The sequence below is a fragment of the Bacillus sp. FSL M8-0071 genome (genome assembly GCF_037975455.1).
In the GTDB taxonomy this organism is placed as follows: domain Bacteria; phylum Bacillota; class Bacilli; order Bacillales; family Bacillaceae; genus Bacillus; species Bacillus subtilis.
The window spans coordinates 965,488-988,955 of sequence record NZ_CP150256.1 but is presented as its reverse complement, the minus strand read 5'-3'; the positions used below and the strand labels follow the sequence as shown (position 1 = coordinate 988,955).

General features: G+C 42.6%; 22 protein-coding genes and 2 pseudogenes. 4 read left to right on the top strand and 20 right to left on the bottom strand.

Translation table 11 applies throughout. From position 1 onward, the window contains the following. Positions 1–2 precede the first annotated feature (2 nt). Together srtA and yhcR are read right to left on the bottom strand one after the other, a co-directional pair. A complete protein-coding gene (gene srtA / locus MKX71_RS05070) occupies positions 3–602 on the bottom strand; it encodes a sortase SrtA (protein WP_339231800.1) in 600 nt (199 codons plus the stop codon). Then, on the bottom strand, positions 599–4,225 hold the full coding sequence (gene yhcR / locus MKX71_RS05065; protein WP_339231798.1) for an endonuclease YhcR: 3,627 nt from the start codon (positions 4,223–4,225) through the stop codon (positions 599–601). Before yhcR ends, srtA begins: the two co-directional genes overlap by 4 nt. Before the next feature lie 82 nt (positions 4,226–4,307). On the opposite strand from yhcR, the gene MKX71_RS05060 reads away from it, so the two are divergent. After that, complete coding sequence (locus MKX71_RS05060) at positions 4,308–4,961, top strand: spore coat protein (RefSeq protein ID WP_009966881.1); 654 nt, start codon at positions 4,308–4,310, stop codon at positions 4,959–4,961. On the opposite strand, the pseudogene MKX71_RS05055 reads toward MKX71_RS05060, so the two are convergent. Both MKX71_RS05055 and MKX71_RS05050 read right to left on the bottom strand, forming a co-directional pair. Further along, positions 4,893–5,862, bottom strand: a pseudogene (locus tag MKX71_RS05055) (hypothetical protein). The gene MKX71_RS05060 and the pseudogene MKX71_RS05055 overlap by 69 nt on opposite strands. A gap of 120 nt (positions 5,863–5,982) precedes the next feature. Further along, positions 5,983–6,552 carry a YhcN/YlaJ family sporulation lipoprotein gene (locus tag MKX71_RS05050; RefSeq protein ID WP_003245125.1) on the bottom strand — a complete coding sequence of 190 codons (570 nt, stop codon included), beginning with the start codon at positions 6,550–6,552 and terminating at the stop codon, positions 5,983–5,985. A gap of 149 nt (positions 6,553–6,701) precedes the next feature. Here MKX71_RS05050 and MKX71_RS05045 point away from each other — a divergent pair, with 149 nt between their 5' ends. Further along, positions 6,702–7,148 carry a hypothetical protein gene (locus MKX71_RS05045; RefSeq protein WP_339231796.1) on the top strand — a complete coding sequence of 149 codons (447 nt, stop codon included), beginning with the start codon at positions 6,702–6,704 and terminating at the stop codon, positions 7,146–7,148. 39 nt (positions 7,149–7,187) lie between these two features. Here the strand turns inward: MKX71_RS05045 and tcyP are convergent, their stop codons facing one another. After that, on the bottom strand, positions 7,188–8,579 hold the full coding sequence (tcyP, locus tag MKX71_RS05040; protein ID WP_003244685.1) for an L-cystine transporter TcyP: 1,392 nt from the start codon (positions 8,577–8,579) through the stop codon (positions 7,188–7,190). Positions 8,580–8,750: 171 nt separating this feature from the next. Here tcyP and dgcK point away from each other — a divergent pair, with 171 nt between their 5' ends. After that, the gene (dgcK, locus tag MKX71_RS05035) at positions 8,751–9,830 is read left to right on the top strand and encodes a diguanylate cyclase DgcK (protein ID WP_144482638.1); all 1,080 of its coding nucleotides are present in this window, start codon (positions 8,751–8,753) and stop codon (positions 9,828–9,830) included. 2 nt (positions 9,831–9,832) lie between these two features. On the opposite strand, the gene MKX71_RS05030 is transcribed toward dgcK, so the two are convergent. Continuing rightward, positions 9,833–10,663, bottom strand: coding sequence for a MetQ/NlpA family ABC transporter substrate-binding protein (locus MKX71_RS05030; RefSeq protein ID WP_327845385.1), 831 nt, complete (start codon positions 10,661–10,663; stop codon positions 9,833–9,835). Between the two features lie 435 nt (positions 10,664–11,098). On the opposite strand from MKX71_RS05030, the gene cspB reads away from it, so the two are divergent. Further along, the gene (cspB, locus tag MKX71_RS05025) at positions 11,099–11,302 is read left to right on the top strand and encodes a cold shock-like protein CspB (protein WP_003224086.1); all 204 of its coding nucleotides are present in this window, start codon (positions 11,099–11,101) and stop codon (positions 11,300–11,302) included. Positions 11,303–11,393: 91 nt separating this feature from the next. Here cspB and MKX71_RS05020 read toward each other — a convergent pair whose 3' ends face one another. From MKX71_RS05020 to MKX71_RS04955, 14 genes and pseudogenes are all read right to left on the bottom strand, one after another. After that, a complete protein-coding gene (locus tag MKX71_RS05020; RefSeq protein ID WP_015715559.1) occupies positions 11,394–12,335 on the bottom strand; it encodes an ABC transporter permease in 942 nt (313 codons plus the stop codon). After that, entirely contained in the window at positions 12,328–13,245 is a 918-nt protein-coding gene (locus tag MKX71_RS05015; RefSeq protein ID WP_339231794.1) for an ABC transporter ATP-binding protein, read from the bottom strand. The genes MKX71_RS05020 and MKX71_RS05015 overlap by 8 nt, the downstream gene beginning before the upstream one ends. A 16-nt stretch (positions 13,246–13,261) precedes the next feature. Continuing rightward, complete coding sequence (locus MKX71_RS05010) at positions 13,262–13,960, bottom strand: ABC transporter ATP-binding protein (protein WP_003233423.1); 699 nt, start codon at positions 13,958–13,960, stop codon at positions 13,262–13,264. Between the two features lies 1 nt (position 13,961). Beyond that, the gene (locus MKX71_RS05005) at positions 13,962–14,327 is read right to left on the bottom strand and encodes a GntR family transcriptional regulator (RefSeq protein ID WP_003233424.1); all 366 of its coding nucleotides are present in this window, start codon (positions 14,325–14,327) and stop codon (positions 13,962–13,964) included. A 2-nt stretch (positions 14,328–14,329) separates the two neighbouring features. Continuing rightward, positions 14,330–15,091, bottom strand: a complete 762-nt coding sequence (locus MKX71_RS05000; RefSeq protein WP_003245465.1) for a hypothetical protein — start codon at positions 15,089–15,091, stop codon at positions 14,330–14,332. A 4-nt stretch (positions 15,092–15,095) separates the two neighbouring features. Continuing rightward, positions 15,096–15,252 (bottom strand): annotated as a pseudogene (locus tag MKX71_RS04995) (hypothetical protein). After that, positions 15,252–15,626 (bottom strand): hypothetical protein, encoded by a 375-nt coding sequence (locus MKX71_RS04990; RefSeq protein WP_339231793.1) that lies wholly within the window; start codon positions 15,624–15,626, stop codon positions 15,252–15,254. The pseudogene MKX71_RS04995 and the gene MKX71_RS04990 overlap by 1 nt, the downstream one beginning before the upstream one ends. A 12-nt stretch (positions 15,627–15,638) precedes the next feature. After that, complete coding sequence (locus tag MKX71_RS04985) at positions 15,639–16,169, bottom strand: NAD(P)H-dependent oxidoreductase (protein ID WP_003233428.1); 531 nt, start codon at positions 16,167–16,169, stop codon at positions 15,639–15,641. Positions 16,170–16,191: 22 nt separating this feature from the next. After that, on the bottom strand, positions 16,192–17,790 hold the full coding sequence (locus MKX71_RS04980; protein ID WP_003233429.1) for an MFS transporter: 1,599 nt from the start codon (positions 17,788–17,790) through the stop codon (positions 16,192–16,194). 40 nt (positions 17,791–17,830) lie between these two features. Next, positions 17,831–18,496 (bottom strand): HlyD family efflux transporter periplasmic adaptor subunit, encoded by a 666-nt coding sequence (locus tag MKX71_RS04975; RefSeq protein WP_014476241.1) that lies wholly within the window; start codon positions 18,494–18,496, stop codon positions 17,831–17,833. Between the two features lie 35 nt (positions 18,497–18,531). Next, positions 18,532–18,996, bottom strand: a complete 465-nt coding sequence (locus MKX71_RS04970) for a MarR family transcriptional regulator (protein WP_003233431.1) — start codon at positions 18,994–18,996, stop codon at positions 18,532–18,534. A gap of 159 nt (positions 18,997–19,155) precedes the next feature. Continuing rightward, positions 19,156–20,334, bottom strand: coding sequence for a sporulation protein YhbH (gene yhbH, locus MKX71_RS04965; RefSeq protein ID WP_003233432.1), 1,179 nt, complete (start codon positions 20,332–20,334; stop codon positions 19,156–19,158). A 179-nt stretch (positions 20,335–20,513) separates the two neighbouring features. Further along, positions 20,514–22,409, bottom strand: coding sequence for a serine/threonine protein kinase PrkA (gene prkA, locus MKX71_RS04960; RefSeq protein ID WP_003233433.1), 1,896 nt, complete (start codon positions 22,407–22,409; stop codon positions 20,514–20,516). 349 nt (positions 22,410–22,758) lie between these two features. After that, complete coding sequence (locus MKX71_RS04955; RefSeq protein WP_041851047.1) at positions 22,759–23,466, bottom strand: polymer-forming cytoskeletal protein; 708 nt, start codon at positions 23,464–23,466, stop codon at positions 22,759–22,761. Positions 23,467–23,468 lie beyond the last annotated feature (2 nt).

Below are 23,468 nucleotides of genomic sequence, written 5' to 3'. Positions count from 1 at the left end.
TTTTAAGTCACTCGTTTTCCATATATAATATAGCGCTTCGGGGCATTTCCGACATATGAAAACGGATAACAGGTCGTCAGAATAAGCTCTTCCTTTTCATGCTGGAGCGTGATAATAGATGTGTCATCCTTATCGACAATTTTTGTTTTTACAATTTCATATGTGAATTCTCCATATGACAGGAGAATGCGGAGCCGATCCCCCTTTTCCAGCTCTCCCGTCCGGCGAAACACGGTATCCCGATGCCCCGACAGCACAATTTGTCCGTTTTCATCAGGATAATAGCTGTCCTTGTAATGCCCGACACCTTTTTCTAAATCATCAGCATCGGTGCCCTCCACGATCGGAAGCTCTGCATTGATTTTCGGTATTTCCAAAATGCCGCTCGCTTGGCCGGTCTCAGGCTTAAATGATGCTTTGTTCTTTGCTTGATCTGTGCTATTTTTCGTCCCCAAAGGTTCCTGCGGCGGCTTTTTAGCCGCCAGTTTTGCTTCTTTTAGTGTCTGTTCCGTTTTCATATTCGTATCAATCAATTTAAAGCCTCCATAGCCTGCGATCACTAGGCCGGCAGCAATGATGAATAGTGGAATAATTTTTTTCACGTTCTGGAGGCGCTCCTTTTTCTTCTGACATATAGATAAGTTCCTGACAATGTCACCGCCGCACCGATCACCATAAAGTTATAGTAGCCCGCTGACGTATCCGGAAGCGGATAATCAGACCCGCTTTCCGCAGTCTCGGTTTGTAACGGCAATGTGCTGATGCTATTAGCAGTATCAGCGGTTTTTGTGTTGTTGATTCGTATTTCATTGAATCTCGAAATGGCTGAAGGCGGCAGCTGATGAACCGGCGCTGTGCCCGGAGTCTCTTTTATATCAGGCAAATCCACATCAGGCTCTGGAACCTCTTTCATTGGATGCTCCGTCCCCGGGTCTTCTGTTACAGGATCTTCAATATCACTGGCTTCAGCAAGCTTAATTCTTCCCTCTTTTGTATACGCAATTGGCTCATCAAAACTCTTCACGTACTCAACTGTCGCTTCCAAATCCTCAGGCCCTGTCACCGGATTTTTTCCCAGCAGTCCGATTGGCTGATATTTGGCTCCTGTCGCCGTCGCCATAAAGTTGTTGACGGTCAATGTATATGTGGCATCGGGCTGGATCTCGGTGCCATCTGCCATTTTCATATCAACTGCTTTTCCGGTTTCTTTATCCCACGTATACGTAAACCCGCTGATGCTGTAGTCAGGCCCAAAAACCGGCGAGATTTGAGCATTGATAATCTCTCTTAAATCTTTTCCTTTAATCTCAAGCTTCGTTAACACATTTCCAAACGGCTGAATATTGTAAAGATCTCCCCACGTAATTGGACCCTTCTTCAGCGCTTCACGTATGCCGCCGCCATTCATAAGGGCAAAATCCGTTTTCATGGCAGCTCTCATACCATCCGCAATCAGGTTTCCAAGAGGTGTATCGCCGTCATTTGAATACCCCCCTTCCATATCAACAGCGGCTTCGCCGACTACCTCGCTGATAATCGGTTCCGCAATTGTTTCGTATTTCTTTAAAATGGCTGACGCGCTGACATCCGGTTCGATTTTACTTTGATCAACATATACGATTTCCGCGGACTTTTTGACAATGTCTTTTGTCGTTTTATCGATCTCTACATCAACGACACCTATCGCTTTTCCATATTCAAACGCTTGAACAATCAGTTTTCCATTCACTTCACCGTTAACAACCTGATGATTATGCGCGGCAAAAATCACGTCAATTTCAGAATCTGTTTTGTTTGCAAGATCAGCAGACTCACCGGTAATGGCGTTGCCGTTTTGTTCAGCTGACATATGTGCGAGAACCGCGATGGCCTTCACGCCTTTTTTCTTGAGCTCTTCGGCCGCCTTATTCACCGCTGTTGCTTCATCTGTAAACTCGATATTTTTTATTCCTTCAGGCATAACCATGCCAGCTGCCGACTGTGTGACAACCCCGATAAAAGCAACGGGTACGCCCTCCACATTTATGATGTCATAAGCCGGCAAAAAGGGCTCTCCAGTTGATTTCATTTTACAATTGGCACATACAAGGGGAAAGTTCTGTCCATCATATCCGCTTGTGCCTTTCGGATGATCACCGCCATTTAAGATCCTCAGCAGTTCATCCGTGCCTTCATCAAATTCATGGTTTCCCACGGTTCCGACATCAAATCCGATGTCCTCCATCAGTTCTACAGTCGGTTCATCTTGAAGAAGAGAGGAAACTGGAGAGCTTCCGCCGATCATATCTCCCGCGTGCACAATCAGCGAGTTTTTCTTTTCAGCCTTTTTTTCTTTTAAATATGCGGCGGCATAATCCATGCGTCCAAACGTGCCGTCTGCAATTCCATTTCCATCAAGATCAAGCTCATATTGCTGATCGATTTTGCCATGCAAATCATTCATGCTGAGAATTCTAAGCGGCACATGTTCTTGAGGTGCCGTTTGCCTTTTTTTATATCCCGCGCTCTCCGCTTCACTTGCTGAAGCGAAGAAAATTCTGTTTTCCACAGCTACCTTCTTCCAGTCAGCTGGCTGCACATATGTTTTATTCGACGAGTCCCCCACATATCTTGTTAAGCCTTTCCCTTGCTCTCTGGCTCTGAATTCAAACGGCATTTCCATGAGGGGATCGTTTTCATTCCAAATTCCTTTTTGATCTTTTTTTGCAGCGGCTACTGCGGCCTGAAATTGCTGATAATCCTCTTCATTGTCAACCGGCCAAATAAAATACGTCGGAGCATAGCCATTTTTTACAAGCTCTAAGTTTACGTTGGAACCTGATTCGGTTATGACTTGTCCAAGCAATCTGCCATAGCTGTCCTTGGCTTCACTCCCGACCTTGACAGTAATTTTATCACCCGGGGACAGAACCGTTTTTAGATAGTCAGATGCTTTTTTGCCAAATCTTAATTGATTTTCATCTGCGTCATTTTTTGGTGTGTGATATGTTTCGGGTGTATCTACATTTACAAACCGGATTTTTGTCGTTCCAAGCACCGGAGATTTGAGATGAATGGTATCGCCGTCAACTACCCGGTCAACAATCCCTTCATATTCTCCCTTCGCAGACGGAGGTGCGGGCTGCTCTTCAAGCAGCTTCAGGTCAGCCGATTTTCGCGGAAGCAGCTGAAAGGTTTGGTATCTGCTTAACACACCGGTAAATTCATACCATTTGCCCTCATCAAGCTCGTTTATCACCCCTGTTTCATTCATAACCCGGAGCGTCATTGCATGATGGTCGTCATCAATCATTGTTACATTGTAACCGCCGCCGGCAGGAGAACTTGGAATTGAGGAAACAAAAGCGGTTAGTTTCACAAGGAGTCCTTCATACTGATCACCTAGGCTGCCGTTAATTAGTTCATTGATTGTTAAGTGTTTGGGGGCGGGTAGGGATTGGTTTGACTTGTTGATTTTGATGCCTGATGAGCTTGGAACGATTTCTTTCAGCCCCTGGTAAGACGTGATTTTCCCTGTCACCGTGACATCCATACCCTCTTTTAATTCGGGAAATTGTTCAGGGGATGGCGAATAAATGTTAATGCCTCCGGTTTCATCTTGCAAAAAGGTCGACAGTTTCCCGCCTCCGATTGCGTTTTGATCAGCTGTAATGATCCCTTTTATCGTTACTTCTTCATTCAGCCTTCCCCGTGCTTCATTTATGGTCACTTGCTGTTCAGCCGGCGGAGTTTTCGTGTCATCGGTTACGTTCATCGACTGAACGTTTTTAAGTCCTGTCGTGTTAAAGTAATTTTCAAGCTTTCCTTGAACCGTTATCTTTTTCCCAAGAAGAAGCGGATTGGTTTGCAGCCCAAAATGGCTTCTGAAGGCGGAGGGGATTTGCACAGGAAGGATGTGTTCGGGCGATGTCTCATTTTTACGGTCTGCCAGCGCGACATTATAATCATTTGAGAAAGGGCTTGTCAGCTTATAATGCTGCGGGGAAACAGCCTGGCCGACTGCATATCCTTCGACAAGCGCCTGTCCTTCTTTTTGCTGTATTGCCTTCTCAATCGATATAGGCTGTTGCGGTTCAGCTGCCTTTACAGCTTCGAACGTGTACATTACATTTAAGAACATCAATGCCGTGATCAACACAATATGCAGAATACGCCTCATCATATTTCCTCCCTTATACACATAATGACAACGATTTTGTCTGCTTATCATTTCGACAGACAGCATATAAATCCTTTCAGGCTTCTGCATAATACACGGCAGACTGACACAAAATACAGCTGATCTGAAAAAAAAGGAGGAATTCGGTTTGGATCAGTTCAATCAGCAGCAGCAATCCCAAATGAACAAAGGTATTCCTGGCAAACCGCATAAAAACCACGGCGGACATGAAATGTTTGATATGCATGAGGTGCTTTCCGGAACACTTACTGTGCTAGATCAGTTTATGATGCTGAGACAATTCTGTAAGGATCAAGAATTACTAAACATCCTTGATCGTCAACATCAATTCATTACATCTCAATACAATATAACTGCAGAATGCTTCAAAACAGGCAGCGAACCTTCACAAAAAACAGCAACTTATATGATGAAGGAGGACAACCAGACTGTTTACGGCATGCAGCCGTCACAGCCTAAAAAACCTGTTCAATCCATGAATGATATTGATGACAGCATCATCAGCCGACAAATGCTTTGCGCGATTAAAGCACAAGCTTCTATGCTGACGATGGCTTCTCTGGAAATGACAAATCCGGCCGTAAGACGCGTACTGTCTGCGCAAATTCAGGAGTATGTTGAAATGGCATTTGAAATTTTCCTATACCAAAACAAACACGGCTATTACCAGGTTCCTCAGCTTGATGCGCAGGATATGGAACAGCTGAGAAATTCATTCGCCCCTGCCCAAGGACAAATGCCTCCGACACAAGGCGGAATGGGTCAGCAAGGACTTCACTAATAACAAAGGCATTGGATAGATACTATCCAATGCCGCACTGTTTTTTTTCAAATTTTTTCTTGAAATCTTTTTCAAATTGATCAAGACTTTCCTTTGTTGCTGATTTAAACCCTTTTTCAAAGTCCCCTTTTTTTGCTGTTTCCTTAATCATTTCTGAAATAATGTCTTTCCCATATTTGTCCGTCAGCTCATCGATCATATAAAAGCTTTGCAAATAGACATCAGTGTCATATTCGGCTCTGGCTTCCTGCCAGTCTCGATCAGTCTGCAAACGGTCAAAGGGCACGACAGAAAACGTGATCGGATCTATGAGCAATTCATAGTTTGCAATCCACTCGCTTAACCCTTCATGAAACCATAACGGAAACTCATCGGGATCCGTCTCAAGCTCCTTCAATTTCTGGTGAAACGCATGGTGCGAGTATTCATGAATCAACAATCTCTGGTACAAATAAACCGCTACCTCGTCCCCTTCTAACAGTTTCTTTTTCTCTTCAGGCAACAATCCGATCAGCTGCTCCCGTTCAGAATAAAAACCAACTACATCCAATAAACCGGAGTAAGCCTCCATCTGTTTTTCATTAGGAAAAAAAATAATGTCAATAGGCTTTTGATTCGAATATCCAATCATAATCTGATTAATACTGACCGCATATTCAAGCGTTTCTTTCGTTAATGGCAGTAAGGACTTTTCCTTAGAAGTGTAATAAATATCGGCCTGTTTGAATGACTCTTTCTTCATGTGCTTCGTCACTTGTTCTTTTGTTATTCCAGATGCCTGACCTGGAAAAGACAGGATATACATCGCGCTTGATACGATGGCTGAGCTCACAGCCAGCATCACAAGGACTCCGCACAGGAATAGAGCGGATGCCGCACGCTTTCCTATGCCATCCCGCAAACGTCTCCCTCCCTGAGCCGGTCCGTCTTGTACCTTTTTATTTTTACTCTATGCAGCCTGAGTTCGCAGTGTGTCATTAACGCAAAGAAAAAGCCGCACAAATTGTGCGGCTTTTTTTATTTATTCAGCGTTAGGGAATACGCGCTGTACAGTTTGTGTAAATTCATCAAATAATCCGGCGATTGGGTCACCATTTTGAATACGTTTTCCATATCCTTGCATACGCTCTACAAAATCAGGGTTAGCTGAAACGTAAACATTATCAATGTTTTTGTCAGTAGATCTTACCTTTTTGGCTATTTTTTTCTTCAGATTGTTTTCTACTGCACCTTTATTTCCATTGGTTAAAACGACTGCAACGTAGGCTTGATTTCCAGCCACAATGATATCGGCATGCTTTACTTCTTTTAGGTCTGTTACTTTATCAGCTGCTTCATCAGCAACCTCAAGTTTTCGGTCGTTGTTATTATCGTCATTTACACGATTGTTATTGACATTATCATTAACATTGTTGTCAACGTTATCCCGATTGTTTACATTCCGCATATCGTCATTGGCCGGATTTCGATAATTTACGTTTCTTACATCATTATTATCACGTCTGCCCTCACCTTGGTCGGCCACACCGCAGCCAGTCATAAGCAAAGGGATAAGAAGCACAGACGCAAGGACTTGTTTTTTTCCAAACATGTGAATTCCTCCTTTATCACTTTACTTATAGGTTTTTCTAACTGGCTTTAATTATGCATGCAAATCTGGAGGAAATGCTTTCCCGGGAAATATAACGGTTAATTTGTCTAACGAGGGGGAAAATATGAATACACTGCAAAGGAGGGATCATGTTGTTCAACAAGCGAAGAGGAATCAGCCCCGCAGCATTGATCATAGGATCAACTATGCTTATTGCTGCACTATCACCTCAGATCCGCCAAAGAATCAGCGGGTTTATCACAGGACAAATGAACAGACGAAATTCAGAAAATAACACGTTTGATGCTTCTAATGTAGGAAACATGGTCAAACAAGCATTTAGCAGAAGCAGCGGTGATAACCAAGACCGTTCGCAACATCAAAGCCAGCGGCAAAATGGCCGTCAGCACCAGCACGCAGGACAGCAGCAACCACAGCATCAGCATACACAGTCTCAAACTAGGCAAACTGAGACACCCGCGAAAAAAAGACAGCCGCATTATGCTGAACCCATTCATTTTGAACAAAGCGCAATGAATGTCATGGACGACAACACGATGATGGAAATGCTGGAGGACTTAGAACCCGGCCGTTAAAAAAACGTGTAATCCTGTTGGATTACACGTTTTCATATGTTACGCTTCTTCAGCTTCAATCACTCTGGATTGATCATGAAATGCCCCTTGATCAATTTCCTTTGTGACCTTACTTGTAATAAGACCGGATGTCATGCTTCCGCTGACATTCAAAGCAGTACGCCCCATGTCGATTAACGGTTCAATTGAGATTAACAAACCAGCGAGCGCGACAGGCATGTTTAATGATGATAAAACAAGAAGCGCCGCGAATGTCGCTCCGCCGCCGACTCCGGCAACACCGAAGGAGCTGATGGCAACGACTGCGATAACAGTGATAATAAACACCGGGTCAAATGGATTTTGGCCGACAGTCGGAGCAATCATCATCGCCAGCATCGCAGGATAAATCCCGGCACATCCATTTTGGCCGATTGAAAGACCGAACGAACCGGCAAAGTTTGCGATTCCCTCCGGTACACCCATGCTTCTCTGTGTTTTAATATTCAGCGGTAAAGCACCTGCGCTAGATCTTGACGTAAATGCAAATACAAGTACAGGCACCGCTTTTTTCAAATAAATCACCGGATTCAAGCCGCTGAACGTCAGCAGCAGCAAATGAATGATAAACATAGTGATTAACGCGGCATATGAAGCAATCACGAACATGCCCAGTTTTAAAATGCTGTCAAGATCACTCGTTGCAATTGTTTTTGTCATGATGGCCAGCACCCCATAAGGCGTCAGTCTCAAAATGAGTGTGACAACACGCATGACAATGGCATAAACGGCATCAACCAGTTTTTTAAATGTTTCTGCCTGTTCCGGCTGTTTGTGTTTGACGCCGAGGAATGCCACTCCAAGGAAAGCGGCAAAAATAACGACAGCGATTGTTGAAGTCGGTCTAGCTCCCGTGAAATCTAAAAACGGGTTTCCAGGCAGCAGTTCAACAATCTGCTGCGGCAGCGTTTTCGCTGTCATATCCTCTGATTTCTGCTGAAGCTCCTGCCCCCGTGAAAGCTCTGTACTTCCTTGGTCAACCTGAATCGCCTGCAGATCAAATGAAAGCGCGGACGCGATACCGACAGCTGCAGCAACTGCTGTTGTTGCTACTAAAATCCCGATAATCAAACCGCTGATTTTCCCAAGATTTTTTGTCAGCTTCAGCTTTGTAAATGCGCCGAGAATCGAAATAAAGACGAGCGGCATGACAACCATCTGAAGCAATTTGACATATCCGCCCCCGGCAATATTAAACCAGTCGGCTGTTTGAATGACTATATTTGAAGTCGGGCCGTAAATCAGCTGAAGCGCAAATCCGAATACAATTCCCAGCCCCAGCGCAGTAAATACACGTTTAGAGAAGGAAACATGTTTTTTCTGCATAACAAAGAGCCCTAAGATAAGTAAAAATAAAATAAATACATGTAATACAACCAGTAAAGTCTCCAAAGCAGGTAAACTCTCCCTTCAAATTTTCTCATTTACTATATTACACTAATTCCGATGGGTCAAGTGCGAATTATTTTAACTTATCAATTCAAGTAAAAAAACCTTATATAATGCCTTTTTTGTTCTTTTCTTTCCCTTCCATCTTTAGTACCTTATATAAGGGTGATAATATTGCTGAAAGAACTGTTTGTAAATTTGACCATTTTAATCACATTTAATTATCTCTTCACCCACCTGTTTAAAGAAAGGTTAGTACATAAAAAAGACAGCATATCTTTTCAAGCTGTTAAAGGACTGGCCTGCGGTTTGCTCGGGGTTATTCTGATGGTTTTTGGATTTACCTATCAGCATTCAATTATTGATCTTCGAAATATCCCTATTATGATTGCCGCTCTTTATGGAGGCTGGGTTTCAACGGCAACGGCCCTGGCCATGATCACTGCAGGCCGCTTGCTGATTACGATGAACACATCTGCACTATACTCGGTTATTATCATTTGTATCGCTGCCATTCCGTCACTCATTGTTTCTAGAAGAAAAAAAGTTCAACTAAAACATGCTTTCTATCTTTTAATAATCACAAATAGCTTGATCTCCTTTTCCTTTTATTTTCTTATAGATTTACATTCATACGAACTTCATTTGTATTTTTGGATCATATCAATAGCGGGCGGCATGCTCAGTTTATATATTATTGATCATGAAACAAATGCACATCTTCTTTTTAAACAATATAAGTTTCAGGCGCACTTTGACTTTTTAACAGGCGTGTATAACCGAAGAAAGTTTGAAGAAACCACAAAAGCTCTGTATCGGCAGGCGGCCGATACCCCGCATTTTCAATTTGCACTGATTTATATGGATATCGATCATTTTAAGACCATCAATGACCAATATGGCCATCATGAAGGAGATCAGGTGCTCAAAGAGCTAGGGTTACGTCTGAAGCAGAGCATCCGAAATACTGATCCTGCCGCTCGGATCGGCGGTGAAGAATTTGCCGTGCTCCTGCCGAACTGTTCTCTTGATAAAGCAGCCCGGATCGCTGAACGGATCAGGAGCACTGTAAGTGATGCACCGATTGTATTAACAAACGGCGACGAGCTTTCAGTTACGATATCACTAGGGGCCGCTCATTACCCCAATAATACGGAACAGCCAGGATCCTTGCCCATTCTTGCCGATCAAATGCTTTACAAAGCGAAAGAAACGGGACGGAACAGAGTGTGTTTTTCAGAAAAAAAAGAATGAATTCAATGTTCGAATTCATTCTTCCAATCTGAAAGACGTTTCAAAGGCAGAAAAGCCGGGACAAGATCTCCCTGATATTCTTTTTCTATAAATGCCGCTGTATCATCAGCTTGATAAAGCTCAAGAATGGTTTGCAGCGCTTCCCGATCTTGATCCTCCGCTCTGACAACAATCAAATTCATCTCTTCCTCAGACATGAGTCCGCCGCTCTTTAGCGTATGCTTTTTCGGGTTCAAGCCCGCTTTTTTTGCTTCTGATGGTTTCATGACAAACACGTCGGCACCGCTCACTGCATCCTGTTGCCGGACAGCTTTTAATTTCAGGTGTCTCGGATTATCTTTAATCATATCAACTGAACCTGTCCCGTTAAATCCGTTTTTCAGCGTTAGCAAACCCGCTTCCTGGAGCACCGTAAGCGCCCTGCCAAAATCGAACGCTTTATCCGGAACAGAAACGACAGCTCCCCGCGGTATATCTTGGATTCGGTCATATCGTTTTGAATAAATGCCCATGGGCGTTATGTATGTCGTCCCGAGCGGTGCCAAATTAAGTTTGTATTTTTCAGTGAACGACTGAAAATATGAAATGGTTTGAAAGGCGTTGGCATCAATTTCTTTGTTAGCAAGTGCGATATCAGACTCCGCATAATCAGAAAAAGGGATCAGCTGAATATCCAGCCCTGCCTCTTCAGCCTTTTGAGCAATATAGTTCCATATTGCCCCGTCAGACTCAGCAATCCCGATTTTTATCGATTCATGTTCTGCAGACGGTGAACATGCAGTAAATGAAACGAGAAGAACAAGGACGAAACTGCATATAAGCCACTTTTTCATTGTGACCATACTCCTATCTATGTATTAGAGCATGCAAGCAATATCAGACATAAAAATCATACGCTCTCTTAGTTGATAAACGTTGTCATTTGTAATATTGATTAACTTTTACCTTACTCATATCCAATAAGGTTGTCAATTCCTATTACTTATCTTCCCAAAATGAAGGAATACTAAGGCAAACGTATGATCACATATCGAGAAAACAGATGAATTTCCGTAAATAAATATCAAATTGAAAAATAAATATGGTATTTTCCGAAAAAAATTTCAATAAGCAGTTGTTTTTTCTGAAGATTACTGGTAGAGTAAAGGTAATTATTTTTGTTCGAACTATCTTTAAGAAGAAAGTTTTGTAAGAGTTTTCGTCTTGAAAGTTTGTTAAGAGCAAGAATAGTGAATTTAAGCGTTATGATCGCTTTAGGAGGAAATTTCATGTTAGAAGGTAAAGTAAAATGGTTCAACTCTGAAAAAGGTTTCGGATTCATCGAAGTAGAAGGTCAAGACGATGTATTCGTTCATTTCTCTGCTATTCAAGGCGAAGGCTTCAAAACTTTAGAAGAAGGCCAAGCTGTTTCTTTTGAAATCGTTGAAGGAAACCGCGGACCACAAGCTGCTAACGTTACTAAAGAAGCGTAAGCATAAATTGATATGAAAAACTGCAGGTGCAAACCTGCAGTTTTTATTTTGACAAAAAAGCTGTTTTGCATAAGCAAAACAGCTTTCTTTATTAGTTTGCAATATCCCGCTTCATGAAGATTCCGAAAGCAAGCAACAGGAAGATGATAAAGTAGATCGCCAGCATGACGAGAGAAAACGTCATAGTCATCCCTTTTATTAACGGTGTGCCATCCACATACTGAGTCAAGTCGACATTAGCAAACAATATATACTTTGCCCAGTCAAATTTCGCTGCAATAAATGCAGTTGCAGTCGTACCGGCAACCAACAAGAAGATGGAAAAACCAACCGCAAGAGAGCTGTTTCTGAATACCGCAGACAGCATAAACGCCATCGTCGCCACCATTAAAGCCGAGACGGATTCAGAAAGATACGTTGTGGCCAAATGCCCCATCATGTTTTGCTCAATGACATGGCCATCCTTATAGATTAAATGAATATTCGCGGCGGTTTCACCACCCGTTCCGAAGAAGATCAACCCTAATAAAGTAGAACCGATAAATAAAATCAACAGCAACAGGAGCCCAAACAGGAGAACTGTAATATATTTGGACATCAAAATTTGAAAACGGCTGAGCGGCCGAATCATTAATAGCTTAATCGTTCCCCAATTAAATTCGTTAGCGACAATTCCGGCCGCGATGATAATAGTAAACAGACCGGTAAGGATGGTAAAGTTTGCCGAATCCGTTACATAAGACCATGCCGTATAGCCCGTGTCACTAGGGATATTATGCTCGATGCGATAGTCGTTGAGTGTGATTGTTTCTTTATACCCATCTTTCAGTGAAGGATCTTCTTTGATTTCTTTCTTTAATTCGGCGTTTTGTGCTTGAAGCTCTTGTTTCCAATGGGAATTTGATTCACCAGCAGAAAAATGATTCGCCAAAAATGCAAATCCAACCATTGTCAGCCCCAGAATTCCGATCATCACCCATGTTCCGGCACGGCTGAAAATTTTGAGCCACTCATTATAAATCAAATTAAGCATGCTGAACCTCCTCTTTTGTTTCACCTGTCATTTCTAAGAAACGGTCCTCTAATGATTTTGTTATGACCTTGACCTCATAAATACGGATTTGCTGCATCACCAGCAATTCAATAACCGCAGGGACTTCCTCTTTAGCCAGTTTGATTTCTACACCATTTGTCTTACTCAGCAAATCGTACTGATTTAAAACAGCAGCGGCTTCACTCGGCTGCTCAACCTGGAAGAAATATGTATCATTCTCATCAATGTTTTCATCTTTTACATTTTGAATATCGATCAGCTTTCCTTTTTGCAGAATCGCAATTCGATCACACATCAGTTCTATTTCTGACAGCAGGTGGCTTGAAACGATGACAGCCATTCCTCTTTCTCGGGTCAGCTTCTTTAAATGATCTCTGATTTCTCTGATCCCCGCCGGATCAAGGCCGTTTGTCGGTTCATCCAAAATCAGCACTTTCGGATCGTGCAGAAGGCATTGTGCCAAGCCAAGACGCTGTCTCATCCCCAGAGAATATGTTTTCACCTTGTCGTGGATTCTGTCTGTTAAACCGACCAGTTCAACAACTTCATCAATTTTTTCCTTCGTGACACCCTTGACCATCCTTGCGTATTGCTGGAGATTTTTATATCCGCTCAAAAATTTATACAGCTCGGGATTCTCAACGATCGCTCCGATATGCTTAATCGCCTTGGCATATTCTTTCGTAATTGATTGGCCGCAAATGAGGACATCACCTTTCGACAGCTTCATTAACCCCACCATCATCCGGATGGTTGTCGTTTTCCCCGCTCCGTTTGGTCCTAAAAAACCGAATACCTCGCCTTCACGAATCGTAAAACTGAGATCATCAATGATCGTTCGGCCTCTGATGTTTTTAGTCACGTTTTTCAATTCCAACACTGTTTTCATCATATTCCTCCTCTTTCTAGCAAACTTCCATTTTTGATTTAAACCATTGCAAAACAGACATGCCTTCCTGTTCACGAATATCTTCTACTTCACGCTGCGCAACTTTTTCTCCATTGGCGAGGATGATTACTTCATCTAACAAAGTCTCAATTTCATCAATTTCATGTGTCGCGATCACGACAATCTGCTGCTCAAAATCAATGTACGACACAAGGCTGTTTACGATGGAATCCCTGACCATCGGATCAAGCCCGGAAAAAGGTTCATCAAGCAAGATGACGTCTGCCCGTCTCGCTAAAGCAAGAACGATTTTCAGCCTGCCCCGATTTCCTTTTGATAGCTTTTTGATCTTTTTTTCCGGATTCAGCTGCATCTCATTCAATAGCTTATAAACCTGTTCTGTATGAAAATCAGGAAACTGCGACTGATAAAAATTCACCATATCTTTAACAGTGAAATGCGGATAAAACATATCAAGCTCAGTAAGATAAGCCGTTTGACGCACCATTTCTCTCGTAACCTGCTCTTCATCAACTTTTACAAATCCTGAAGTCGGAAACAGAAGGCCAGCCATCATTTTCAGGGTCGTTGACTTGCCGCTGCCGTTCGGTCCGATCAGGCCATAAATCCGTCCGGATGATAGGGTGATTGACACATCATTGACGGCCGTATGGCGGCCGTATTTTTTTGATACATGTTCTAGCTTGATTTCCATTTTAGCCTCCCTCTGTGAATGTTTTAATCCCTTCTAACATTTCTTCTTTCGTTAGCCCCAGCTCTTTCATTTGCTTGACAAAGCCTTCCAGCACCTCTCGTGTCAGCTTGTCTTTCAGCTCGTCTACGATTTCTGCTTTTTCCGCAATAAACGTCCCTTGACCTCTTCTTGTCTCCACAATACCCAGCCTTTCCATCTCACTGTAAGTTCTTTGAATTGTATTGGGATTTACCTTAGTTTGAATCGCCATTTCTCTTACTGAAGGAAGCTTGTCTCCTGGGAGCAGCTCCTTCCTGACCAGCCTATAAAAGATCTGATCAGCGATCTGCAGATAAATCGGTTTCGAGGATTGGAATTGATTGTCCATATTTACACCTCTACTTTACGATCAAGCAGTTTTGAAGCCATGATGAGCAGCAAGAATGTGATGACTATAGCAATAGGAAACCCTAGCACAGACAGATGGATAGGTTTTAGTTCCAATCTCCAAACATTGTGGAAGTGGAAATCAAAATTGCAATAGACTGTTACAGGCCAGAAATGCTTTTGAGATTCAACCAAAGGGCTTATGATGTATTCATCGAAGAATAACCACATTGCGACCAACAGAACCATCGCAGCCCACCGCATTCCGCGCCAATTTCTGAGAGAGTGAAAAACAGTCCAAAACACAATGACTGTTACTGACATATCTAACGAAGAAATAAGCCCATACATATTCAGCAAAGCCACTGTACTCGTTATATCAACTTGATGCTCCAGCAGATTTTTTACAGAGAGCATATGATACATCCATATGCCATAGGCTGTTAATGCCAACTGAATCACAAATTGATAGAGCAAAGATGCTGCCAATTTAGAAGAAAACAGCCATAAGCCGCCATTTGGATTGTACAGCCAAAGCTGTGATTTCCCTTCCTTGCGAAGGTGATAAAAAACAAAAACAGGAGATAAGAAAAGCAGAAAAAAAGCAACTGCAACAAAAAAACCAAAAATGACTAGAGGTTCTTTCGTGCGAGAAGCTATAATATGGCCTGTTCCCAATAAGAAAATGATTCCGCATATCCATACTAGCAGCCACATTCTTGAAAGCTTGATATCTTTCTTTAATAAACCTAAAAAAGAATTCATGTCTTTACCTCCCGGAAAAAATCCTCGGTGTATGAGTAACATAGTACACTAGATCAAGATGGAATACAACATATTCCATGGATTTATTTGATAAAAACATAATTGATGGAAACAGCAAAAAAGGCAAACCCGCCATGAGTAAACGGATTTGCCTTTTTCATTACTTTTTCTTATTTTTCATAGAGAGCAGCGCATCACGATAGCTGCGGTCCTGCATTTTGTCACTTTCCTCAGTGACCTCTTCTTCTGCATGAACTTCATCAGAATGCTTAAACTTTTGCAGCGCCTGCCTGTAAATATCATCACCCATTGTGTCACGCTTCTCTTTTGGAGAATCGTTTTTGACAACGGATGGCGTATGCTCGGCAGCCCTTGCTTCAGCAGGGTAATACGCTTCGTTTTTTTCCTCTTCTGGAGGTGCGATTCTATCGGTTGCTTCTTGCTTCTCAGGTCCAGGTGAGGCGTTGCGGACGTTAAATGTAATAAGGGCCGCAATGACAATGACAGCAGCAATTATTGCTATAATAATGGCCATTTCAACCTCTCCTTACTGTCCTGCTGTTAGGTTTCCTGTGACTTGGCTGACACGTCTTCCCAACGCGCGTCCAAGCTGAATACCTTCCTCAGACATTAACTCATCACTGTCTACCGGACAAGTGACACCTGCTCCGTAATAAGAGCCATAAAGTGCGTTTTCAGGCACGTTGCCAGGCAGTCCGACAACAATCATGCCTTGGTGGAACATCGGCGTGATTAAATTGTGCATTGTCATTTCCAAGCCGCCGTGTGTTGTTGCCGTTGTGCAGAAGACAGCACCGACTTTGTTGATCAGCTCGCCTTCAGCCCACAAGTAGCCAAGTCTGTCGATCCAAGTTTTAAGACCGGAGCTGATTGTTCCGAAATGCCCTGGGCATCCCCAAATAATCGCATCCATATCTTTAAGCTTGCGGATATCAGCCTGATCTACATGGTCGATGAACACTTCAGCCGCGTCGTTTTCTCTCGCGCCTTCAGCAATCGCTTCTGCAAGCACTTTAGTATGTTCGCCTTCACTATCATACACTACATAAATTTTCATTCAGGAAACCTCCCTGTACAGATTAAGATTCCTTAGCTTCTTTTGGAGCAGGAAGTAATGAAAGCTCCTCTTTTTTCTTCTTACGCAATTTATCTTTTCTGACGTCACGCAGGAAGATACTTAAAATCAAACCTGCTACACAGAATAAGGTTGCCCACATAAAGGCATCATTTATCCCCATGACATTGGAATCGAGTGACGCGTGTTTATAAATATGTGAGTACACATATGTTTTCGCCGTATCATAAGACACATTCATATTCACCATTAAATTCGAAACTGCATTTTGGAACGCATGGAGGAAGTTCGGGTCCGCCGTGCTTGTTTTATCTGCAATTTGTGAATAATGGAATGTCGTCCGGTTTGTATAAATCGTCGTAATTAAACTTGTTCCGATTGATCCGCTGATTTGGCGAAGCGTGTTGCTCATCGCCGTTCCGTGGCTGTTCAGACGGGCAGGAAGCTGGTTCATCCCGGCTGTCATGACTGGCATCATTAAGAGAGACATACCAAATGCACGAATTGAATAGATCAGCATGATGTGTGTATATGGTGTATCAATTGTCAATTGCGTGTATTGATACGTTGTTACCACTGTCACGAGAAGCCCGATAATCGCAAGCGGTCTCGGTCCGAATTTATCGAACAAAATACCTGAGATCGGTGACATAATCAGCATAACGATCGCACCCGGAAGCAGAAGCAGACCGGATTGAAGCGCCGTAAAGCCGACCAGGTTTTGCAGATAAATCGGTAAAAGGAACATACCAGTGTAAAGTGCCACTGTAATAATGATATTAATGACACTCGAGAGTGAGAAAATGTCATATTTAAACACTCTGAAATCAAGCATCGGATCATCATGACGCAATTGCTGAACAACAAAAGCAACAATTGCAATGGCTCCGATAATAACTGTAGACAATACAATCGGGTCGGTCCAGCCGTCAGATCCGGCTTCACTGACTCCGTATAATAAGGAGGCGAATCCGACAATCGAGAGGATTGCGCCAAGAGTATCGAGTTTGATTTTTTGCGGCTCCACCATATTTTTAAAGATGAAGAAAGCCACAATGATAACAATTGCGCCGATCGGCACAAGTCCGTAAAACATAATGCGCCATGTATAATGCTCAATAATCCACCCGGAAAGAGTCGGGCCGACCGCTGGAGCAAACATCATCGCTAGCCCGAAAATCCCCATTCCTTTCCCCCTGCTTTCAGGCGGGAAAATTAACAGAATGGTTGTCATAACGAGCGGCTGCAAGATACCTCCGCCCACGGCCTGAATCAAACGGCCGATCAGCATTGTAGAGAAGTTAGGTGCGATACCGCAGACTAACGTACCGAGCGTAAAACAAAACATCGCGACGAGAAAGAGACTCCGTTGGCCAAATCGTGTAATCAGGAAAGCAGATAACGGAATCAATACACCGTTAACAAGCATGTAACCTGTTGTAAGCCACTGAATCGTCGTTGCACTTACGCCAAATTCAGTCATTAAGTGCGGCATTGCAACATTAAGCAGTGTTTGGTTTAGGATTGCCAAAAATAAACCCGCCATTAGCACAATCAGCAATGACATAGGGTTTTTTGCATTTTTTTCTTTGCCTGTAGCCATCTAAGACAACCTCCTTTCATGGTTTGATGACTGATCTGTTTTACTCAGAAATTTTAACAGATGCATTCATTCCAGGAAGCACCTTATCAGATGGGTTTTTGATTGAAATTTTCACAGGAATTTTTTGTGTTACTTTTGTGTAGTTTCCGCTTGAATTTGTAGATGGAAGCATATCAAAAGTTGAGTTAGTCGCATAGCCAATTTCTTCTACAGTACCGTCAAATGTTGTATCAGGGTCTCCGTCAACTACTACGTCTACACTATTTCCTACTTCAATATCCGCAATATCTGTTTCTTTAATATTTGCTGTGATGTATAGGTTGTCCATGTCAATCGTTTGTGCAATTGTTGTACCAGCTTGTACGGTTTGTCCGTTTTTCACTTCGTTTTTCACAATTGTTCCATCCATAATGGATTTTACGTCAACAGTTTGTTCGCCTTTGATTTTTGCAACTGTGTCGCCTTTTTTCACTGTTTTTCCTTCGTCCAGATCCCAGTCAGATACTTTACCTGCCGCTGGAGCAGTAATAGCAGCCATATCGCCCGCTACTTTTGCTTCATCTGTTTTTACGTAGTTTGTGCTTTGATAATAGTAGTAAGCACCTCCAGCTATAATTGCAAGAACAACAATCAAACCGATAATGTTGGTCAGAATTAAACGTCCTCTGTTCATTTTGTTTTCTCCTTTCGTTTCATCCTCTATCATTTTGCGGAAAGCTGGTGAAAATATGTGAGAAGTTTTTAATTACCGCTTTTTTCTGAACAGCCTTCAGCAAGCTTCGTTAAGCTTCCGGCTAGTTTGCGCAAATACTGCAGCTGGGAGGTATCAAGCTTTTGGTACAAGCCAGCACCCATTTTTGCATATTGCACAGCGGCTTTTTCTATCAGTTCTTCCCCCTCTTCGGTTAACTGAATCATGACGATACGGCGGTCATCCGGACTGTCATATCGATTCATCAATTGGCGCTTATACAGAATATCTGTCATCCGCGTCACAGAAGCAGGCTTAAGATCAAGCGACATTGCCAGCTTGCTTAGCGGGGTGCTTCCGCTTTGATGAATTTTAAACATCAGCAAATATTGAAGGACTGTAATATCAAAAGGCTCAAGCACAATCTCCAATATCTTCTTCTGTTTTTTATATATCGCCCGAGACGTATCGAAGAGCTGTTCAAAAGTGAGCAAAGCACGTTCTGATTCAGTCAACTCCTTTTCACCTCATTCCTCAATAATAGTTCACAAGATAAAATATTAATAAATGAAAGAAGATTTGTCAAAGGAAAAATTTCTTTTTCTCCCGTATTTTTTTCGCAAGCGTTTTCTTGCTTTTATTAAATAAAAAAAAGCCCTGAAATGGGCTTTTCATTACGAAAATTGATGGCTTACACCAGACTCTTCATTTCTGAAAAAGTTCTTTAGAGCCTGAAAAACATCAGATTTCTGTTTTAAAATATAGTACTTAAATTTCTCATCTTTTACATTTTTATATGCAGACATTAACGTTGAATGCCTGTTGTACTGATTGACCTCGCCGTAGCAGAATAGATTGGCCTTCTTCATAATATCATTGACCAGTTTCACACAGCGCGCGTTATCAGATGTCAGGTTGTCACCGTCAGAAAAATGAAACGGGTAAATGTTATAGCGGGCGGGATTGTACTTTTCATCAATAAGCTCAAGCGACTTCCGATATACGGAAGAACAAATTGTTCCGCCGCTTTCTCCCTTTGAGAAAAAATCCTCCTCCGAGACCACTCTTGCTTCTGTATGATGGGCAATAAATTCAATTTCCACAGTCTCGTATTTTGTCCGCAAAAAACGGGTCATCCAGAAAAAGAAGCTTCTGGCCATGTATTTTTCCCAAACCCCCATACTGCCGCTTGTATCCATCATTGCTAAAACGACGGCTTTTGATTCGGGCTTTGTGATGTCATTCCACGTCTTATATTTCAGGTCCTCCGGATATATTGGATAGAACGACGGTTTTCCTGACATTGCGTTTCGTTTAAAGGCTGACATCATCGTTCTTTTCTTATCAATATTACCGGTTAACCCTGTTTTACGGATATCATTAAACTCGATATCTGTATGAATGATATTGTCCCGCTCTTTTTGCTGGAGATTCGGAAGCTCTAATTCTTTAAAAAGCGCTTCTTCTAAATCCATTAATGAAACTTCCGCTTCATAATAATCCTCGCCTGCCTGATCACCGGCACCCTGCCCTTTTCCAGGCCCTTGTTTTTTGTCTGAACCATCCCGGGCCACAACATCTCCAACCTGGCTCTCGCCGTCTCCTTGCCCTACATGTTTATTTTTATCATAGTTATAACGGATTTTATACTCATCAAGTGAACGGATTGGGATCTTCACTACATCTTTTCCATTAGACATAATAATGCTTTCCTCAGTTACGAGGTCCGGAAGATTGTTTTTGATCGCTTCCTGCACTTTTTTCTGGTGGCGCTGCTGGTCATCGAAGCCTTTGCGATGGAGGGACCAGTTTTCCTCAGAAATCAAAAAATGGCCGCTGTCATTTTGGGACATGAATTCCCCTCCTTAACCATTTGTGGTCGTGATACATACGTATTCCGGCTTGTGCCAGATTATGAAACAAGTCTTTCGAAAAGATTTATATTCATCATATGCACATATGCATGTTTAATTGACAAACTATTTAGAAAATGGGACAAAATAACCCGCCCTATTCGGACGGGTCACGTTGCTTATCGGTTCAGCAGGCTGCCGACATATTTCAGCAGCTCATTGGCGCTCGTCGAGTTGTAGCCGTGCTCATCAATTAAACGGGCCACGACTTCATTTACCTTTTTCAGCTGCTGCTCATCCGGCGTTTTTGTTGAGGTCGTAATTTTAACGACATCCTTCAGATCAGCAAACAGCTTTTTCTGAATAGCTTCACGCAGTCTTTCATGGGAATTGTAATCAAACCGCTTGCCTTTTCTCGCATAGGCTGAGATGCGGATTAAGATTTCTTCGCGGAACGCTTTTTTGGCGTTTTCCGAAATGCCGATCTGCTCTTCGATGGATCTCATCAGCTTTTCGTCAGGGTTCATTTCCTCTCCTGTCAAAGGATCACGAAGCTTGTTTTTATTGCAATAGGCCTCTACGTTATCGAGGTAATTGTCCATAAGTGTTTTTGCTGATTCTTCATATGAATAAACAAACGCTTTTTGAACTTCCTTTTTCGCAATATCGTCATATTCCTTGCGGGCGGCAGAGATAAAATTCAAATACCGCTCCCTGTCCTCGCTTGAAATTGATGGGTGCTGATCAAGACCTTCTTTTAAGGAGCGAAGGACATCGAGAGAATTAATCGATTCCATATTTTTTCTGATAATCGTTGAAGAAATCCGGTTGATCACGTACCGCGGATCAATTCCGCTCATGCCTTCATCATTATATTCTTTTTTCATATCCTCAACGTCGACAGAGTTATATCCTTCCACACTTTCCCCATCATACAGTCTCATTTTCTTGACCAGATCAATATCCGACCGCTTCGGCTCTTTTAACCGGGTAAGGATTGAGAACATCGCGGCGACCTTCAACGTATGCGGGGCAATATGAACATCCGCCACATCGCTTTCTGCAATCATTTTTTCATAAATTCTCTCTTCCTCAGACACTTTTAAATTATAAGGAACCGGCATCACGATGATTCTTGAGTGCAGGGCTTCATTCTTCTTATTAGAAATAAATGAGCGATACTCCGTTTCATTCGTGTGAGCCACGATCAGCTCATCAGCAGAAATTAACGCAAACCGCCCAGCTTTAAAATTCCCTTCCTGTGTCAAGGAAAGCAAATGCCAGAGAAATTTCTCATCACATTTCAGCATCTCCTGAAACTCCATCATCCCGCGGTTCGCTTTATTCAGCTCTCCGTCAAACCGATAAGCACGCGGATCTGATTCTGAACCGTACTCGGCGATTGTTGAGAAATCAATACTCCCCGTCAAATCGGCAATATCCTGAGATTTCGGATCAGAGGGACTGAATGTTCCAATTCCCGTACGCTTATCTTCTGAAAAGAAGATGCGCTCCACCTTCACATCCTCAATTCTTCCTCCGTACTCTTCCTCCAGCCTCATGACATTTAAAGGAGAAAGACTTCCTTCTATTCTAATGCCGTATTCCCTGTAAAAGTCATCGCGTAAATGATGGGGGATTAAATGTAGAGGGTCCTCGTGCATCGGGCAGCCTTTAATCGCATATACAGCGCCATTATCTGTCAGCGTGTACGCTTCGAGACCTTTTTTAAGCATTGTGACCAGCGTGGATTTACCGCCGCTCACAGGCCCCATCAGCAATAGAATCCGCTTTCTGACATCTAGACGTTTGGCAGCCGGATGAAAATACTCTTCCACAAGACGCTCCAGAGATTCTTCAAGCCCGAACAGCTCGCGGTCAAAAAAACTGTACTTCTTGCGTCCGTCAATCTCCTCTATCCCGCTGTCTTTTATCATATTAAAAACTCGAGAATGAGCAGATTGCGCGACCATCGGATTTTCTTTAATAATCTCCAAATAATCGGCGAAAGTTCCTTCCCATTTCAGCCGCTGCTCTTCCTCTCTGTACTTTTCAATTTTCTTTAATATATCCATAAGGACCTCCTCTATCATGTTTGATACACTATGCAAATAAGGTACTTTGATACAATCTATGCCGCCATCCCGTGATACATGCTTTGGTTTCTTAAAAATAAAGATACTTATACATCGTTGACAAGGCAGACCGCGACCGTTCATAATAAAGAAAAATACAGAATCATCCAGACTCGGACAGCACGGAAAAATTGAAGAGGGGGAGAGACGGTGAAAACAATCATCATGATGGGTGTCATTGTCACTTTTTTAGTATCAATTTTTACCGCAGGATACGAAAGCAAGCCTGGAAAAGAATAAAAAAGGGTGCTCCTGAAAGAGCACCCTTTTTGTATAACAGAACAATGTTTTACAGTTTTGTTTTTTCTTTAATCTGTGAATGCGGATCGCATTCATATTTGTTTTCGTACTCAATTGTTCCGATACTGCATCCCGGCCCGATGATCACTTCTTTTCCCCTGACAACTGCCGCTTCGGTATTCTCCAAATAAACCCGATCGCCTTCTATGACATCGGCGATCAGCTTCACTTTCTTCCGATAAAAAAAACTCGCGCGTCTTTTCACTGTAATTGTTGTTCCGCCGATTTCCTGCACATGGCTTATATCATGGCTCAATCCCAGCTTGATCTCACCCGAATTTAATAACCCCGATACATCAACACAGCCTGTGACATGGAACATTTCTGTTTCACAATCACCTTTTACGCTAAGCTTCCCTTTCACATCGCAGGATTCTCCAGTCATATTCCCGCCAATTTCAGTCTGGCCTTTCAGATTGAATCGATCAAATTGAAGTGAGCCGCTGACTTTCATTGTCCCATATATATTGATTTTGCCGGCTGTCAGATCGCCTTTACATTCACTTTCTCCGAGCACACGCAGCCGCTCAGTCTCTGCTTTTCCGAGAAAAAGGCCCGTTCCGTATATGCGGCAGCCTACAGCAGACAGCCCTTCTCCAACTACACCTTCTCCTTTGATGCTGACATTGTGATACGCGCCTCCTGCGGCATGCCCAGCGCCATATAATTTTAAATTTCCCAGTTTTGTTGTCTCCATTA